The organism is Bacteroides sp. BFG-606 (assembly GCF_024788145.1).
Classification (GTDB): Bacteria; Bacteroidota; Bacteroidia; order Bacteroidales; family Bacteroidaceae; genus Bacteroides; species Bacteroides vicugnae.
In genome coordinates this window covers 2841708-2858247 of record NZ_JANUIL010000001.1, presented here as the reverse complement: position 1 = coordinate 2858247, position 16540 = coordinate 2841708, and the positions used below count along the sequence as shown (strand labels likewise).

General features: G+C 42.1%; 15 protein-coding genes, 2 tRNA genes and 1 pseudogene. 14 read left to right on the top strand and 4 right to left on the bottom strand.

The window, feature by feature from the left end; translation table 11 throughout:
* Positions 1-67: 67 nt before the first annotated feature.
* A complete protein-coding gene (locus NXV01_RS10125; RefSeq protein WP_148364334.1) occupies positions 68-736 on the top strand; it encodes a Crp/Fnr family transcriptional regulator in 669 nt (222 codons plus the stop codon).
* A gap of 90 nt (positions 737-826) precedes the next feature.
* Here NXV01_RS10125 and guaA read toward each other — a convergent pair.
* Together guaA and mscL are read right to left on the bottom strand one after the other, a co-directional pair.
* Positions 827-2351 (bottom strand): annotated as a pseudogene (gene guaA, locus NXV01_RS10120) (glutamine-hydrolyzing GMP synthase).
* Positions 2352-2482: 131 nt separating this feature from the next.
* Positions 2483-2929: a large-conductance mechanosensitive channel protein MscL gene (gene mscL / locus NXV01_RS10115; RefSeq protein ID WP_148364332.1), complete on the bottom strand. Its 447-nt coding sequence runs from the start codon at positions 2927-2929 to the stop codon at positions 2483-2485.
* A gap of 142 nt (positions 2930-3071) precedes the next feature.
* On the opposite strand from mscL, the gene gap reads away from it, so the two are divergent.
* The 7 genes from gap to NXV01_RS10080 all read left to right on the top strand — a co-directional run bounded on the left by gap (position 3072) and on the right by NXV01_RS10080 (position 10336).
* Entirely contained in the window at positions 3072-4082 is a 1011-nt protein-coding gene (gap, locus tag NXV01_RS10110; RefSeq protein WP_143258094.1) for a type I glyceraldehyde-3-phosphate dehydrogenase, read from the top strand.
* A gap of 172 nt (positions 4083-4254) precedes the next feature.
* Positions 4255-6315: a M3 family metallopeptidase gene (locus NXV01_RS10105; protein ID WP_148364331.1), complete on the top strand. Its 2061-nt coding sequence runs from the start codon at positions 4255-4257 to the stop codon at positions 6313-6315.
* 24 nt (positions 6316-6339) lie between these two features.
* Positions 6340-6855: a DUF4847 family protein gene (locus NXV01_RS10100; protein WP_148364330.1), complete on the top strand. Its 516-nt coding sequence runs from the start codon at positions 6340-6342 to the stop codon at positions 6853-6855.
* 8 nt (positions 6856-6863) lie between these two features.
* Entirely contained in the window at positions 6864-7313 is a 450-nt protein-coding gene (locus NXV01_RS10095) for a dCMP deaminase family protein (protein ID WP_148364329.1), read from the top strand.
* A 30-nt stretch (positions 7314-7343) separates the two neighbouring features.
* Entirely contained in the window at positions 7344-9095 is a 1752-nt protein-coding gene (locus NXV01_RS10090; protein WP_148364328.1) for a S41 family peptidase, read from the top strand.
* Entirely contained in the window at positions 9073-9600 is a 528-nt protein-coding gene (locus NXV01_RS10085) for a 5-formyltetrahydrofolate cyclo-ligase (RefSeq protein ID WP_229091884.1), read from the top strand. The genes NXV01_RS10090 and NXV01_RS10085 overlap by 23 nt, the downstream gene beginning before the upstream one ends.
* Complete coding sequence (locus tag NXV01_RS10080) at positions 9545-10336, top strand: histidinol-phosphatase (RefSeq protein WP_148364326.1); 792 nt, start codon at positions 9545-9547, stop codon at positions 10334-10336. The genes NXV01_RS10085 and NXV01_RS10080 overlap by 56 nt, the downstream gene beginning before the upstream one ends.
* Here the strand turns inward: NXV01_RS10080 and NXV01_RS10075 are convergent.
* Positions 10323-10610, bottom strand: coding sequence for a DUF721 domain-containing protein (locus tag NXV01_RS10075; protein ID WP_074638816.1), 288 nt, complete (start codon positions 10608-10610; stop codon positions 10323-10325). The genes NXV01_RS10080 and NXV01_RS10075 overlap by 14 nt on opposite strands.
* A complete protein-coding gene (gene recF / locus NXV01_RS10070; RefSeq protein ID WP_074638815.1) occupies positions 10597-11715 on the bottom strand; it encodes a DNA replication/repair protein RecF in 1119 nt (372 codons plus the stop codon). The genes NXV01_RS10075 and recF overlap by 14 nt, the downstream gene beginning before the upstream one ends.
* A gap of 160 nt (positions 11716-11875) precedes the next feature.
* On the opposite strand from recF, the gene NXV01_RS10065 reads away from it, so the two are divergent.
* The 6 genes from NXV01_RS10065 to NXV01_RS10040 all read left to right on the top strand — a co-directional run bounded on the left by NXV01_RS10065 (position 11876) and on the right by NXV01_RS10040 (position 16460).
* Positions 11876-12559 carry a tetratricopeptide repeat protein gene (locus NXV01_RS10065; RefSeq protein ID WP_074638814.1) on the top strand — a complete coding sequence of 228 codons (684 nt, stop codon included), beginning with the start codon at positions 11876-11878 and terminating at the stop codon, positions 12557-12559.
* A 153-nt stretch (positions 12560-12712) separates the two neighbouring features.
* Positions 12713-13207, top strand: coding sequence for a 6,7-dimethyl-8-ribityllumazine synthase (gene ribH / locus NXV01_RS10060; protein ID WP_004301766.1), 495 nt, complete (start codon positions 12713-12715; stop codon positions 13205-13207).
* A gap of 50 nt (positions 13208-13257) precedes the next feature.
* Positions 13258-13340 (top strand) — tRNA-Tyr (locus NXV01_RS10055).
* Positions 13341-13349: 9 nt separating this feature from the next.
* Positions 13350-13422: transfer RNA gene (locus tag NXV01_RS10050), tRNA-Gly, on the top strand.
* Between the two features lie 62 nt (positions 13423-13484).
* A complete protein-coding gene (locus tag NXV01_RS10045) occupies positions 13485-14744 on the top strand; it encodes a Gfo/Idh/MocA family protein (protein WP_074558448.1) in 1260 nt (419 codons plus the stop codon).
* 306 nt (positions 14745-15050) lie between these two features.
* On the top strand, positions 15051-16460 hold the full coding sequence (locus tag NXV01_RS10040; protein ID WP_074560297.1) for a Gfo/Idh/MocA family protein: 1410 nt from the start codon (positions 15051-15053) through the stop codon (positions 16458-16460).
* Positions 16461-16540: the final 80 nt, after the last annotated feature.

The following is a 16540-nucleotide window of genomic DNA, read 5'->3' as shown; positions in this document are numbered from 1 at the left end:
CGCTCAGATATTGACAGCAGTATTGTATTATGAGTAAATTTGTACGATTAACAAGAGATTACAACATATGGAAACAATGTTCGACACTTTGCTCCAATTGCCTTTATTTCAAGGTCTTTGTCATGAAGATTTCACAAGTATTCTGGATAAGGTCAAGCTACACTTTATCAAGCATAAAGTGGGAGAAACTATCATAGAAAATGGTAGTCCGTGTAAACAACTCTGCTTTCTGTTAAAAGGAGAGGTTTCTATCGTCACAAGTTCCAAAGAAAATATATACACCGTCATTGAACAGATGGAAGCACCTTACCTGCTGGAACCACAGTCGTTGTTCGGCATGAACACCAATTACACTTCCGCTTATATAGCACATACGGAAGCACACACTGTCAGCATCAGCAAAGCGTTTGTACTTAGCGACCTGTTCAAATATGAAATATTCCGGCTCAACTACATGAACATTGTCAGCAACCGGGCACAAAATCTTTATTCCCGTTTATGGGAAGAACCGACACAAGACTTACAAGAGAAAATCATTCGCTTTTTCCTGCTACATTGTGAAAAAACGCAGGGAGAAAAGATATTCAAAGTAAAAATGGACGACCTTGCCCGCTACTTAGATGACACTCGGTTAAATACATCAAAAGCACTCAACGAGCTACAAGACAAAGGATTATTAGAGTTACGCCGGAAAGAGATTCTTATTCCGGACGCACAAAAGCTGATAAGCGAATAGATACGAATTAACCAACAAAAGAAATTATCTATCACAAAAATAGCCTCAACAGGAATTTCCATTGAGGCTATCTTTATGATACAAAGTGTATTATTCCCATTCAATAGTTGCTGGCGGCTTGGAACTGATATCATAGGTGACACGGTTCACTCCTTTCACCTTATTAATAATATCATTCGATACCTTACCCATAAATTCATAAGGCAGATGTGCCCAGTCAGCTGTCATGGCATCAGTAGATGTCACAGCACGCAAAGCAACCGCTCTCTCATAAGTACGTTCATCTCCCATTACACCCACGGACTGTACCGGCAACAAGATAACCCCCGCCTGCCATACTTTATCATACAATCCCCAGTCACGCAATCCCCTGGATAAAGATATCGTCAGCATCCTGCAGAATACGTACTTTTTCAGGAGTAATATCTCCCAGAATACGCACTGCCAGTCCCGGTCCCGGAAACGGATGACGGGTAATCAGATGCTCCGGCATCCCCAACTCACGGCCCACCCGGCGAACTTCATCCTTAAACAACAAACGAAGCGGCTCACACAACTTCAGATTCATCTTTTCAGGAAGTCCCCCTACATTATGATGGCTCTTTATTACCGTACCCGTAATAGACAATGACTCAATGCAATCCGGATAAATAGTACCCTGCGCCAGCCATTTCACGTCTTTTATCTTATGAGCTTCTACATCGAACACATCGATAAAGCCCTTACCTATAATTTTACGCTTACTTTCCGGTTCAACCACCCCAGCCAGTTCTGCGAAGAACTTTGCACTGGCATCAACGCCAATCACATTCAAACCGAGACACTCATAATCCTTCATCACATTCTTGAACTCATTCTTACGCAGCATACCATGATCTACAAAGATACAAGTCAAGTTCTTGCCAATAGCCTTGTTCAGCAACACTGCTGCAACCGAAGAATCGACTCCGCCACTCAAACCGAGAACGACTTTATCATCCCCCAACTGCGCTTTCAGCTCGGCAACCGTACTTTCAATGAATGAAGCCGGCGACCAGTCTTGTTTGCAACCGCAAACATCTACCACAAAGTTCTTCAGGATTTGAGTTCCGTCTTCACTATGGAATACTTCCGGATGGAATTGAACACCCCACACTTGCTCACCTTCTACCTGATAAGCAGCAATCTCCACTTTATCTGTTGAAGCTATTTTCTTGAAATTATCGGGAATAGCAGTAATCGTATCTCCATGGCTCATCCATACCTGCGACCCATCACGCACTCCTTTAAACAGCACATTATCTTTGCAGAATGAAGCCAAGTGAGCACGTCCATATTCGCGTGTTCCGGCCGGTTCCACTTTTCCGCCATTAGTGTATGACATAAATTGTGCACCATAACAAATACCCAATATCGGATATTTACCACGAATTTCACTCAAATCTACTTTGAAAGCATCTTTATCGTAAACCGAGAAAGGACTTCCGGAGAGAATAACCCCTTTAATAGTCGGGTCTTCTTTAGGAAATTTGTTATAAGGAACAATTTCACAATACGTATCCAATTCGCGTACACGACGACCTATAAGCTGTGTTGTCTGCGAACCGAAATCAAGAATTATTATTTTTTCCTGCATATCAATGGTTGGATTTTGAATAAATTGAGTTGCAAAAGTAGAAAAAAGTACGCAATCTATATTAATAATGAAGAGAAAAATAAAGGAGATTCACCAGTTTACACTTGGAACCTCCTTTATTTCAATTAGAATCAACGATTCTTTTCTTTCAATAAATCACGTATCTCCGTCAACAAAACCTCCTCCTTCGTTGGCGCAGGAGGAGCTGGAGGAGTGGCTGCCACTTCTGCCTGTTTTTTAGTTGTCAACTTCGTAATCAACCGTATAAATAAGAATATAGCGAAAGCTATAATCAGAAAATCAAAGGTGGCTTGCAGAAACTGGCCATAATCCAACGTCACGGCCGGAGCTATCTCCTTGCCGTCAGCACCAATCTCCGCTGCTTTCATCACCCATTTCAAATCTGTAAAGTTCACACCGCCAACCAGTAAACCAATCGGAGGCATGATAACATTAGCAACCAATGATGATACGATTTTTCCAAATGCACCACCAATAACAACACCGACAGCCATGTCAATGACGTTACCTTTCATAGCAAACGCCTTAAAGTCCTGTAAAAATGTGTTCTTTCCCATCTTTTTTCAATATTTAATGTGAATTTAATATGCGAATATAAAAACATTTTTGTAATTTTGCACCGCATTTGAAAATAAAACAAGTGCGAAGGCTGAGAGATATTTGAACAAATATTATAAAACCCTTAAAAGTTTAAACAAAATGATTAAAGTAGGTATTAATGGATTCGGACGTATCGGACGTTTCGTTTTCCGCGCTGCAATGACAAGAAACGATATTCAAATCGTAGGTATCAATGACCTTTGCCCGGTTGATTACTTGGCTTATATGCTGAAATACGACACAATGCATGGTCAATTCGATGGTACTATCGAAGCAGATGTTGAAAACAGCAAACTGATCGTTAACGGTCAAGCTATCCGTATCACAGCTGAAAGAAACCCGGCTGACCTGAAATGGAATGAAGTAGGCGCAGAATACGTTGTTGAATCTACAGGTTTGTTCTTGAGCAAAGACAAAGCTCAGGCTCACATCGAAGCTGGTGCAAAATATGTTGTAATGTCAGCTCCTTCTAAAGATGACACTCCGATGTTCGTTTGCGGTGTAAACGAAAAAACATACGTAAAAGGTACTCAATTCGTATCTAACGCTTCTTGTACTACTAACTGTTTGGCTCCTATCGCTAAAGTATTGAACGACAAGTTCGGTATCCTTGACGGTTTGATGACTACAGTTCACTCTACAACTGCTACTCAGAAAACAGTTGACGGTCCTTCTATGAAAGACTGGAGAGGTGGTCGTGCTGCTTCTGGCAACATCATCCCTTCTTCTACTGGTGCTGCTAAGGCTGTAGGTAAAGTAATCCCTGCATTGAACGGCAAATTGACTGGTATGTCTATGCGTGTTCCGACTTTGGACGTATCTGTAGTTGACTTGACAGTTAACTTGGCTAAACCGGCTACTTACGCTGAAATCTGCGCTGCAATGAAAGAAGCTTCTGAAGGCGAATTGAAAGGTATCCTGGGTTACACTGAAGATGCAGTAGTTTCTTCTGACTTCTTGGGTGACACTCGTACTTCTATCTTTGACGCTAAAGCAGGTATCGCTTTGACTGATACTTTCGTTAAAGTTGTATCTTGGTATGACAACGAAATCGGTTACTCTAACAAAGTTCTTGACTTGATCGCTCACATGGCATCAGTTAACGCTTAATTAGAAGCCTGAACAATATAGAAACCGCTGCGGGAAACCGTAGCGGTTTTTTTATACATTTCATTTTATATATTGTTAAAAAGCAACGTGTTATCCGTTGAATAAGCTACAATTTTAGTAGCTTTGTACCTCTATGAAGAGATTAATACTAACATTGATACTAGTTTGCACTATGAACAATATAATAAATGCCCAGAATCCTTTCTACGGGCAATATCATACGCCGCACGAAACCGTGCCGTTCGACCGGATTAAAACCGAACATTATGAACCTGCTATTCTGGAAGGAATCAGGCTGCAAAATGCTGAAATAGAAGCTATCATACAGAATCCGGAAAAGGCTGACTTCACCAATACAATAGAAGCTTTCGACGAATCCGGAGAATTACTGGATAAAGTAGTAGCCGTCTTCGGCAATATGCTAAGCGCAGAAACGAATGACGACCTGCAAGAACTGGCTCAAAAGATAATGCCGTTGCTTAGTGAACACAGCAACAATATCACACTGAACGAAAAGTTATTCGCACGTGTGAAAGAAGTGTATAACCAGAAAGAGGCTTTGCAACTGACACAGGAACAAAAACAGTTACTGGAAAATGCATATAACAGCTTTGTACGCCATGGCGCCAACCTGGAAGGAGAAGCACGGGAAGAATACCGTCGCCTGACTACCGAATTGAGTAAACTGACTCTAACTTTCAGTGAAAACAATCTGAAAGAGACGAATGCTTATCAAATGCTGTTAACAAAAAAAGAAAGCCTCGCCGGACTACCCGAAATTATCATAGAAGCAGCTGCAGAAACAGCCAAGAGCGAAGGAAAGGAAGGATGGGTATTCACGCTTCACGCTCCGAGCTATGTTCCTTTCATGACGTATTCCGATAATCGGGATTTACGTCAAAAACTGTATATGGCTTATAACACCAAATGTACACACGATAACGAATTCAATAATATCGACATCGTAAAAAAAATAGCCAATACACGCATGAAAATAGCCCAATTACTGGGATACAAAGATTATGCGGAATATACGCTAAAGAAAAGAATGGCTGAAAACAGCAAGTCGGTATACAAGCTACTCAACCAACTGTTGGAAGCATATACTCCTACTGCACAGCAAGAATATAAAGAGATACAAGAACTGGCTCGTAAAGAACAGGGAGCTGATTTCGTTGTCATGCCTTGGGACTGGAATTATTATTCAAACAAACTGAAAGACAAAAAATTCAATATCAACGAAGAAATGCTTCGCCCCTACTTCGAACTGGAACAAGTGAAGAAAGGAGTGTTTGGTCTGGCTGAAAAGTTATATGGAATCACGTTCCGGAAAAACACAGAGATTCCGGTTTACCATAAAGAGGTGGAAGCCTTTGAAGTGTTTGATAAAGACGGTAAATTCTTAGCCGTCCTATACACCGACTTCCATCCGCGTCCGGGAAAACGTGCCGGAGCCTGGATGACGAGTTACAAGGAGCAATGGATAGATAAAAAGACCGGTGAAAACAGCCGTCCGCATGTATCCGTTGTAATGAACTTCACCAAGCCAACCGAGAATAAGCCTGCTTTATTGACTTTCAATGAGGTAGAAACATTCTTACATGAGTTCGGACATAGCCTGCACGGTATGTTTGCCAATTCCACTTACAGGAGTTTAAGTGGAACTAACGTATATTGGGATTTCGTGGAACTTCCCTCACAAATTATGGAGAATTTTGCCATAGAGAAAGATTTCCTCAATACCTTTGCCCGCCATTATCAGACGGGAGAAGTTTTGCCGGATGAATTGATAAAACGTCTTGTAGATGCATCAAACTTCAATATTGCGTATGCTTGTCTGAGACAAATAAGCTTCGGTCTACTTGATATGGCATGGTATACGCGTAACACTCCTTTTGAAGGAGATGTGAAAGCTTATGAACAGGAAGCCTGGAAGGATGCGCAAATATTACCGGTAGTACAAGAAGCTTGCATGAGTACGCAGTTCTCCCACATCTTTGCCGGTGGATATGCCGCTGGGTACTACAGCTACAAATGGGCGGAAGTATTGGATGCTGACGCTTTTTCATTATTCAAGCAAAAAGGGATATTCAATCAGGAAGTGGCAGACTCATTCCGCAATAATATTCTGTCGAAAGGAGGAACGGAACATCCGATGGTACTTTATAAACGTTTCCGCGGACAGGAACCGAGCATTGATGCTTTGCTAATCAGAAATGGGATAAAGAAATAAGTATTAAGTTATTAGATATTAAATATGAAGAGAAGTATATTTCAAATAGTAGGATTGCTTTTATTGCTTCCTTTATTTTCTGGATGTAATGATTCGGACGATGTAGCTGCTATCTTTACAGGAAAAACTTGGAAACTAAATTATATCACAGTAGATGGAGGTCATGAGATGTTTGGCTTTTGGGAGAATGAAGAACAAGAAAAAGCAAGTATTGAAGAGCTTAATAAAAACGGTACATACAACATCGTATTTGATGGTACAGTAGATGGAGATGTTATCAACGGAAATATAAAAGGAAGTGTAATTGCAACCAGTACTTTTGAAGGGAAATGGAATGCCAACGCCAAGAACAACAGTTTTAAAGCTACAGTCACCACCGCTGGTAGCTATGGCAACGATAGACTCGCCAAAAATTTTATAGAGGGACTTAATACCGCCACATCTTACGAAGGAGACAGTAACAACTTATACCTTTTATACAAACCGGCATCCGGAAAACAAACTTTCCGCATGGTTTTCCGGGTAGTCAGCAATAAATAGTAAACAACATGGACACTAAAAAGAAACAATTAGAACTTGACAAACGTTATATACGCATGGCCAGCATATGGGCTGAAAATTCCTATTGCCAACGCCGTAAAGTAGGAGCTTTAATTGTTAAGGATAAAATGATTATCTCCGACGGATATAACGGGACACCTTCCGGATTCGAGAATGTATGTGAAGATGAAAACAACCTGACAAAACCATACGTTCTGCATGCGGAAGCCAATGCCATTACCAAAATAGCGCGTTCAAACAACAGTAGCGACGGTGCTACCATGTACGTCACCGCCTCTCCTTGCATCGAATGTGCAAAGTTAATCATACAGGCGGGAATCAAACGGGTAGTTTATTCCGAGCATTACCGCCTGGAAGATGGAATAGAGTTATTAAAACGGGCGGGAATCGAAGTTATCTACACAGAGTTAGATGATAATTCCTCTCCCAATAAATAAGAAGACGAACGTTTTAAAAAAGGAATAGACATGAGTACAAAAAACTCTTCACGTTTCACACCTGTCATCATAGCAGTCAGCGTGGTAGTCGGGATTCTTATCGGTACATTTTATGCCAAGCATTTTGCCGGCAACCGTTTGGGTATCATCAACGGTTCCTCCAATAAGCTAAACGCATTGTTACGCATTGTAGACGATCAATATGTCGACACCGTAAACATGGCCGATTTGGTAGAAAAAGCCATGCCGCAAATTCTAGCCGAACTGGATCCGCATTCAACTTATATCCCAGCCCAAAATCTCGAAGAAGTCAACTCTGAGCTGGAAGGCAGCTTCAGCGGAATTGGCATCCAGTTTACCATACAGAATGACACCATTCATGTCAATGCTGTTGTTCAGGGAGGTCCTTCTGAAAAGATAGGATTAATGGCGGGCGACCGCATTGTTACTGTAGACGACAGCTTGTTTGTCGGCAAGAAAGTAACGAACGAACGGGCTATGCGCACCTTGAAAGGTCCGAAAGGCTCACAAGTAAAATTGGGAATCAGACGAACAGGAGAAAAGGACTTATTACACTTCAACATCACGCGTGGAGACATTCCTCAAAATACCGTAGATGCCGCTTATATGTTAAATGACAATATCGGTTATGTGAAAGTCAGTAAATTCGGACGTACCAGTCATGTAGAATTGCTGAATGCATTAGCACAGCTCAACCATAAAAAATGCAAAGGTCTAATCATTGACCTACGCGGTAATACCGGAGGATATATGGAAGCAGCCATCCGCATGGTTAATGAATTCCTGCCCGAAGGCAAGTTGATCGTATATACTCAAGGCCGTAAATATCCACGTGCAGAAGAATTTGCTAACGGTACAGGTAGCTGTCAGAAAATGCCGCTTGTTGTATTGATTGACGAAGGTTCTGCTTCTGCCAGTGAAATCTTCACCGGAGCTATTCAAGATAACGACCGGGGTACAGTTGTAGGACGCCGTTCTTTCGGTAAGGGACTTGTGCAACAGCCCATCGATTTCAGTGACGGATCGGCTATCCGCCTGACAATCGCCCGCTACTACACCCCATCCGGACGTTGCATCCAACGCCCGTACGAAAGTGGTAAAGACCGTAACTACGAGCTGGATTTATATACCCGTTACGAACATGGAGAATTTTTCTCACGTGATAGTATCAAGCAGAATGAGAGCGAACGTTATAATACCAGCTTGGGACGTACTGTGTATGGCGGTGGTGGTATCATGCCGGATATATTCGTACCGCAGGATACGACGGGAGTCACTTCTTATCTATCGACAGTTATTAACCGGGGATTGACTATTCAGTTCACATTCCAGTACACCGACAACAATCGGAAGAAATTAAGCCAATACGAAACAGAGGAAGAATTGCTGAATTATCTTCGTCATCAGGGTTTGGTGGAACAGTTTGTCCGTTTTGCTGACAGTAAAGGAGTGAAAAGAAGAAACATCCTCATTCAGAAATCATACAAATTATTGGAAAAGAACCTCTTCGGCAACATCATCTACAACATGCTTGGATTGGAAGCTTATCTCCAATACTTCAACAAGACAGATGCTACTGTTATTAAAGGTATTGAGATACTTGAAAAAGGAGAAGCTTTCCCAAAAGCTCCGGTAGCCGTTGAAGAGGAAGAAGTGACGAAGGATAAAAAAGATGGAAAGAAAAAAAGAACTGCGCAAGCATATAGCATTACTGAAGACCCGACACGCGGATTCAACTATGCGAAAGCTGCAATCAGCTAACATACTTGCCGCCCTCGAAGCCCATCCGGCTTTCAGGGCGGCAAATACAGTATTACTATACCATTCGCTGAATGACGAAGTAGACACACATGCCTTTATTCAAAAATGGAGGACTGAAAAGCGGATTCTACTCCCCGTAGTAGTAGGCGATGATTTAGAACTACGGATATACACCGGACCGGAAGACATGTCAATCAGCGGTATCTACGGTATAGCAGAACCAACCGGAGAAATATTCACAGACTATGCAGCCATAGACTTCATCGTCGTTCCCGGAGTAGCTTTCGATGCTAAAGGTAACCGTCTGGGACGGGGAAAAGGATATTATGACCGTCTCCTGCCACGCATACCATCAGCCTACAAAGCAGGAATCTGTTTCCCATTTCAATTAGTAGAAGAAGTTCCGGCGGAATCATTCGACATCCGCATGGATATAATTATAACAATCAATGAAGACGAATTATCACACCCATACCACCCGCTGCCATCATGCGACAGGGAGTGACGAAGAATTTGTTTTAAGTGCCATCAAAGGCGGCTATCAAGAATTAGGTTTTTCTGACCACACTCCGTGGAAATACCACACTGATTATATATCCGACATCCGGATGCTTCCCGAAGAATTAGCGGAATATGTGGAAAGCATCCGTTCGCTGCAAGAGAAATATAAAAATCAAATCAGCATAAAAATAGGATTGGAATGCGAATATTTTCCTGAATACATACACTGGCTAAAAGGAGTCATCAAAGAATATAAACTGGACTATATCATCTTCGGAAATCACCATTTTCACACAGATGAGAAGTTTCCCTACTTCGGCCGGAATACAGATTCGGTAGACATGCTCGAACTCTATGAAGAGAGTGCTATTGAAGGAATGGAAAGCGGACTATTTGCCTACCTTGCCCATCCGGATTTATTTATGCGTTCTTACCCCGAGTTCGATCGTCATTGTAAACTAGTCAGCAGGCATATCTGCCGGACGGCAGTACGGTTAAACTTACCGTTGGAATATAATATCGGATATGAAGAATATAATGACATTCATGGTATTACTACCATTCCTCATCCGGATTTCTGGAAAATAGCCGCCCATGAAGGTTGCACCGCTATCATCGGCGTGGACGCCCATAATAATCAATATTTGGAAAATCCTTTTTATTACAACCGTGCAACCGAAACACTCCGGAAGCTAGGCATAAAGGTGATAGACAGAATATCTTTCTTCAACGAAAAATAATATTTGTAATAACGGTAGCCCCGACTTTCTGATTCAGCGTGCGTACCAATACCTCACGCCCCATCATCAATTCCTGACGAAGAGCAGCAGAAGTCAGATGCACATACAATGTCTGATTACGAATATAAAGATTGCTGGTATAAGCCGCCGCCGGTCCCAAGATTTGAGGCCAGGCATCCAGCAGCCTTTGTTCGTTCAGCGGAGATTCCAAACTCTCCTGACGAAGAAACTGTTGAATCAGTTTTCCTATTTGTTCGGCATCATTGCGCTTCATTTTCAGCCTCCGTTTCTTGAATTGTACCCTCCTCTACACGAAATATTTTATAATCGCTGCCTACCTTATGTAAAATACGGTCGAGATGTCCTCGGTTCGTATCCGTTATAAATATCTGCCCGAAATTGTCTCCGGCCACCAGCTTCACAATTTGCTCTACACGGGAAGCATCCAACTTATCAAAAATATCATCCAGTAATAATAAAGGAACAGTCCGACCGGTACGTTTCAAAAAATCAAACTGTGCCAGTTTCAATGCTACCAGATACGTTTTGTTCTGTCCCTGCGAACCTTCTTTCTTTATCGGGAATTCACCCAACAACATATTCAACTCATCTTTATGAATGCCACGCAAAGAGAATCCCATTATCTTATCCCTCTCCCTGCTTTGCTTCAACACTTCCAACAAAGAAGCATCCCGCGCATGAGACTCATAAGATAGTCCCACCACCTCTTTATCTTGCGAAATAAAGGAATAGAAAGATTGGAAAATAGGAATAAACTCCCGGATAAACGCTTCACGCTTCTGGAATACGATTGCACCGGCTTGCGCCATCATCTCCTCCCATACAAGAAACAGCTCCTCCTCCACCGGAAACTCACTCTTCAACAATGTGTTACGCTGCGCCAATGCTTTATTGTACCGTATCAGCGCTTCAAGATATTCCTTATCATACTGCGAAATCACTACATCCATAAACCGGCGGCGCTCCTCACTTCCTCCGGCTATCAATTCGGAATCGGCAGGTGAAACCATCACCAGGGGCAGAAAACCGATGTGGTCCGAAAAACGACTATATTCTTTCTTGTTCCGTTTAAATTGTTTCTTCGAACGGCGTTTCATCCCACAATAAATCTCTTCAGGAGTTCCGTCCTCCGCTTCATAAAAGCCCTGAATCACGAAAAAGTCTTGTTCATGACGAATATTTTGAGAATCAATCGGGTTTCCGGAGCTCTTACAGAAAGACAAGAAATACACCGCATCCAGCAGATTCGTCTTTCCCATTCCATTCAGTCCGAAAAAGCAATTCAGCTTAGCAGAGAATCCCAGTTCTACCTCTTCCAGATTCTTATAGTTTAATACAGATATTCGTTTCAGTATCATTGTGTACACGTTAATTTGTTCACAAAAGTAGCAAGATTTTCGTGGTTTTCGGGTGTAAAACAAAAAAAGATGCTTCTAAATTTCGTTTGTAGATATAAAAAAACTACTTTTGCGAGTCGAAATATCAAACGGTGAATAATAACAAAAAGAATCATATAAAATGGCAGAACAAAAGAATCAGAACGAACATCTGAACGTAGAAGATGCACTGACACAATCGGAAGCATTTCTTATCAAGTACAAAAACGCAATTATTGGCGGTGTTGTTGCTGTGATTATTATTGTAGCAGGTTTTATCATGTACAAAAACCTCTATGCTGAACCACGTGAGGAAAAAGCACAGGCAGCTCTTTTCAAAGGACAGGAATACTTTGAACAGGATGCTTTTGAGCAGGCTTTGAATGGCGACAGCATCGGTTATGCAGGTTTCCTGAAAGTTGCCGATGACTACAGCGGAACAAAAGCGGCAAATCTGGCAAAAGCTTATGCTGGTATTTGCTACGCACAACTTGGCAAATATGAAGAAGCAGTGAAGATGCTGGACAGTTTCAATGGAAAAGACCAAATGGTTGCCCCGGCAATCTTGGGTGCTGCAGGTAACTGCTATGCACAACTTGGCCAATTAGACAAAGCGGCTTCTACTTTACTGTCGGCTGCTGACAAAGCAGACAACAACACATTAAGCCCGATCTTCCTGATACAAGCCGGTGAAATCCTGGTAAAACAGGGAAAATATGACGATGCTGTAAACGCTTACACTAAGATCAAGGATAAATACTTCCAATCTTATCAGGCTATGGACATCGACAAATATATCGAGCAAGCTAAATTGATGAAAAAATAATATACCTTATTATATAAGGGAATCGAGGCACGGATTACACCGGATTAAGCGGACTATCTATTAAAACCGTGGAATCCGTGAAATCCGTGCCTTTCTTCTTAATCTCTCATACTCTCAAATTTTCATTTTATAATCCTCAACTTTTAATTAACTATGGCAACAGCTTACCATAACTTATCCGAATATGATTTCAATTCCGTTCCGAATGCAGAAGCAATGAAATTTGGTATCGTCGTATCCGAATGGAATTTCAATATTACCGGTGCTTTACTGAAAGGTGCAGTCGATACATTAAAAAAACATGGAGCAAAAGACGAAAATATTCTGGTGAAAACTGTACCGGGAAGTTTCGAACTTACTTTTGGAGCCAACCAAATGATGGAAAATTGCGATCTTGATGCAATTATTGCAATTGGTTGCGTAATTAAAGGAGATACTCCACATTTTGATTATGTTTGCATGGGAGCAACCCAAGGAATTACCGAATTAAACGCAACTGGCGATATACCAGTTATTTACGGATTAATTACCACAAATACAATGGAGCAAGCAGAGGATCGTGCCGGTGGCAAACTGGGTAACAAAGGAGATGAATGTGCAATTACTGCAATAAAAATGATCGATTTTGTTTGGAGTTTAAATAAATAGTTGTATCTTTGCACCGCAATTGAGAAACAAACCTCCTCAAAAGCAAAAAAGGGCAAATACCAGAGTGGCCAAATGGGGCAGACTGTAAATCTGCTGTCTTTCGACTTCGGTGGTTCGAATCCATCTTTGCCCACAAAAAATTGCGGAAGTAGCTCAGTTGATAGAGCATTAGCCTTCCAAGCTGAGGGTCGCGGGTTTGAGCCCCGTCTTCCGCTCTCCAAAGAGAATCTGAGAAATTAGATTCTCTTTTTTTGTTTTACTTTAGTCCGCTAAGCTTATGAAGAATTCTCCGGTACAATCGCACGTACTCCGGCTAGCACATCCCCCTATCCCCACTGTCCGCATCGGGATTATAGGACTGGGCAATCGAGGATTGCTCACCTTACAACGTTATCTGCAAATCGAAGGAGTAGAAATCAAAGCTCTTTGTGAAATAAGAGAAGGAAATTTAAGTAAGGCTCAACAACTATTAAAAGAAGCCGGCCGTTCCGAAGCCACCGGATATACTGGAGTGGAGGGATGGAAAAAGATGTGCGAATCGGACGAAGCAGATTTAATATTCATCTGTACCGACTGGTTAATGCACACTCCAATGGCAACCTTCGCAATGGAATGCAATAAGCATGTAGCCATTGAAGTTCCGGCTGCTATGAGCGTGGAAGAATGTTGGCAGTTAGTAGACACTGCAGAAAAAACCAGGCGACACTGCATCATGCTCGAAAATTGTTGTTATGATCCTTTTGCACTAATGACCCTCAATATGGCCCAACGAGGACTGTTCGGAGAAATCATGCATGTAGAAGGAGCCTACATTCACGATCTTCGTTCAATGTACTTTGCCGAAGAGAGCGAAGGCGGCTACCACAACCATTGGGGAAAAAGATACAGCATCGAACATACAGGCAATCCTTATCCCACTCATGGATTAGGCCCCGCCTGTCAGATACTGGATATTCATCGCAGCGACAGAATGGAATATCTCGTTTCCATGTCTACTCATCAGGCAGGAATGAGCGAATATGCCCGCAGACTATTCGGCGAATATTCACCGGAAGCCCACCAGAAATATCAATTGGGAGATGTAAATACCACTCTTATCCACACGCTCAAAGGGAAGACGATCATGCTTCAATACGCCATATCCACCCCACGTCCTTACAGCCGCCTTCAAACAATATGCGGCACACTGGGATTCGCCCAGAAATACCCTGTCCCCTGTATCGCCCTGGATCCTAATGGAGACACTCCACTTGAAGGAGAACTGCTAGAAAAAATGACGGCACGCTATAAACATCCTTTTAGCGCAACCATTGGCGAAGAAGCACATCGCAGAGGCCTACCTAATGAGATGAATTATGTAATGGATTACCGCCTTATTCATTGTCTGCGCAACGGGCTTCCACTGGATATGGATGTATACGACGCTGCCGAGTGGTCGTGCATCACAGAACTAAGTGAAAAATCTGTACTGAATAAGAGCATGGCAGTAGAAATTCCGGATTTCACCAGGGGAGCCTGGAAAAAATACAAATACTAGGTTCCAACAGAAGTACAGCTGAAGCAGGTAGCTTACCCCAACAAGAGTAGTAAACGTTAAGCAATTCTAAAAAGGTGACTTTTTTTTAGGAAGAGTCTCTTTATGACATGTCTTTTATATGTATTTGACGTCACATAAGCCTACACAAAATCAGGTAGAAAAAGCCTGACTCATTTTTTACCTCATAATAGAAACTTATCTGATGAAAATATCGATTATAAATACAAATAATTGGCTAATTAATTACTATTTTTGACACGTAAATGAAAAACAGCGAATAACCCCTATTAAAAACTTTAAAATATGATGAAGAAACTACTTACAGTCACTGCCATCGGCTTGGCTTTGTTAACTTGGCACACCAGTTGTACTCAACAACCAAAGGCTCCGGAAGCCTTTACTCCCATCAAAGTAGAAACTCCTGCCCGCCCTGCCGGACAAGAAGATGTAATCCAACTCGTTACTCCTAAAATTGATACCGTTCGTGTCGGTTTCATCGGATTAGGAATGCGTGGTCCCGGCGCCGTGGCACGCTGGACCCATATCCCGGGAACTAAGATTGTAGCATTATGCGACCTGCTTCCCGAACGTGTTGAAAAATCACAAGAAATTTTGAAGAATGCCGGACTTCCTGAAGCTGCTTCTTACAGCGGTTCGGAAGAGGCATGGAAGCAACTTTGTGAACGAGACGATATTGATCTGGTATACATAGCCACCGACTGGAAACATCATGCAGCAATGGGTGTTTATGCCATGGAACATGGCAAACATGTAGCCATCGAAGTTCCTGCCGCCATGACACTGGATGAAATCTGGCAGCTAATCAATACTTCTGAAAAGACCCGTAAACATTGTATGCAGCTCGAAAACTGCGTATATGACTTCTTTGAACTGACCTCTTTAAACATGGCACAACAAGGCGTATTCGGAGAAGTGCTTCATGTAGAAGGTTCATATATCCACAATCTGGAAGATTTCTGGCCTGAATACTGGAATAACTGGCGAATGGATTATAATCATCTGCACCGTGGCGATGTATATGCTACCCACGGCATGGGTCCTGCTTGTCAGGTACTTAATATCCACCGTGGTGACCGCATGAAAACATTGGTATCAATGGATACGAAAGCTGTCAACGGACCGGCTTATATTAAGAAACAAACAGGAGAAGAAGTGACCGACTTCCAGAATGGTGACCAGACTTCTACCCTGATTCGCACAGAGAACGGAAAAACAATGTTGATTCAGCACAACGTAATGACTCCACGCCCATACAGCCGTATGTATCAAATAGTGGGAGCCGATGGTTATGCAAGCAAATATCCGATTGAAGAATATTGCCTGAGACCTTCACAAGTTGATTCAAAAGATGTGCCTAATCATGAGAATCTGAATGCACATGGTTCTGTACCTGAAAACGTAAAGAAAGCCTTGATGGATAAATATAAAGATCCTATTCATATAGAGCTGGAAGAAACAGCCAAGAAAGTAGGTGGACACGGTGGTATGGACTTTATCATGGACTACCGCCTGGCATATTGCTTGCAGAATGGACTGCCATTGGATATGGACGTTTATGACTTGGCAGAATGGTGTTGCATGGCTGAACTTACCAGACTTTCTATCGAAAACAATTCAGCTCCGGTAGAAGTACCCGACTTCACTCGTGGTGGATGGAATAAAGTACAAGGCTACCGTCACGCTTTTGCAAAATAAAACAGAATATTTCCTTTTAGCACGAGCATAATGAACCAATCCGGCTTCTCCCCCAAAGCCGGATTATTCATGGGTTCGTG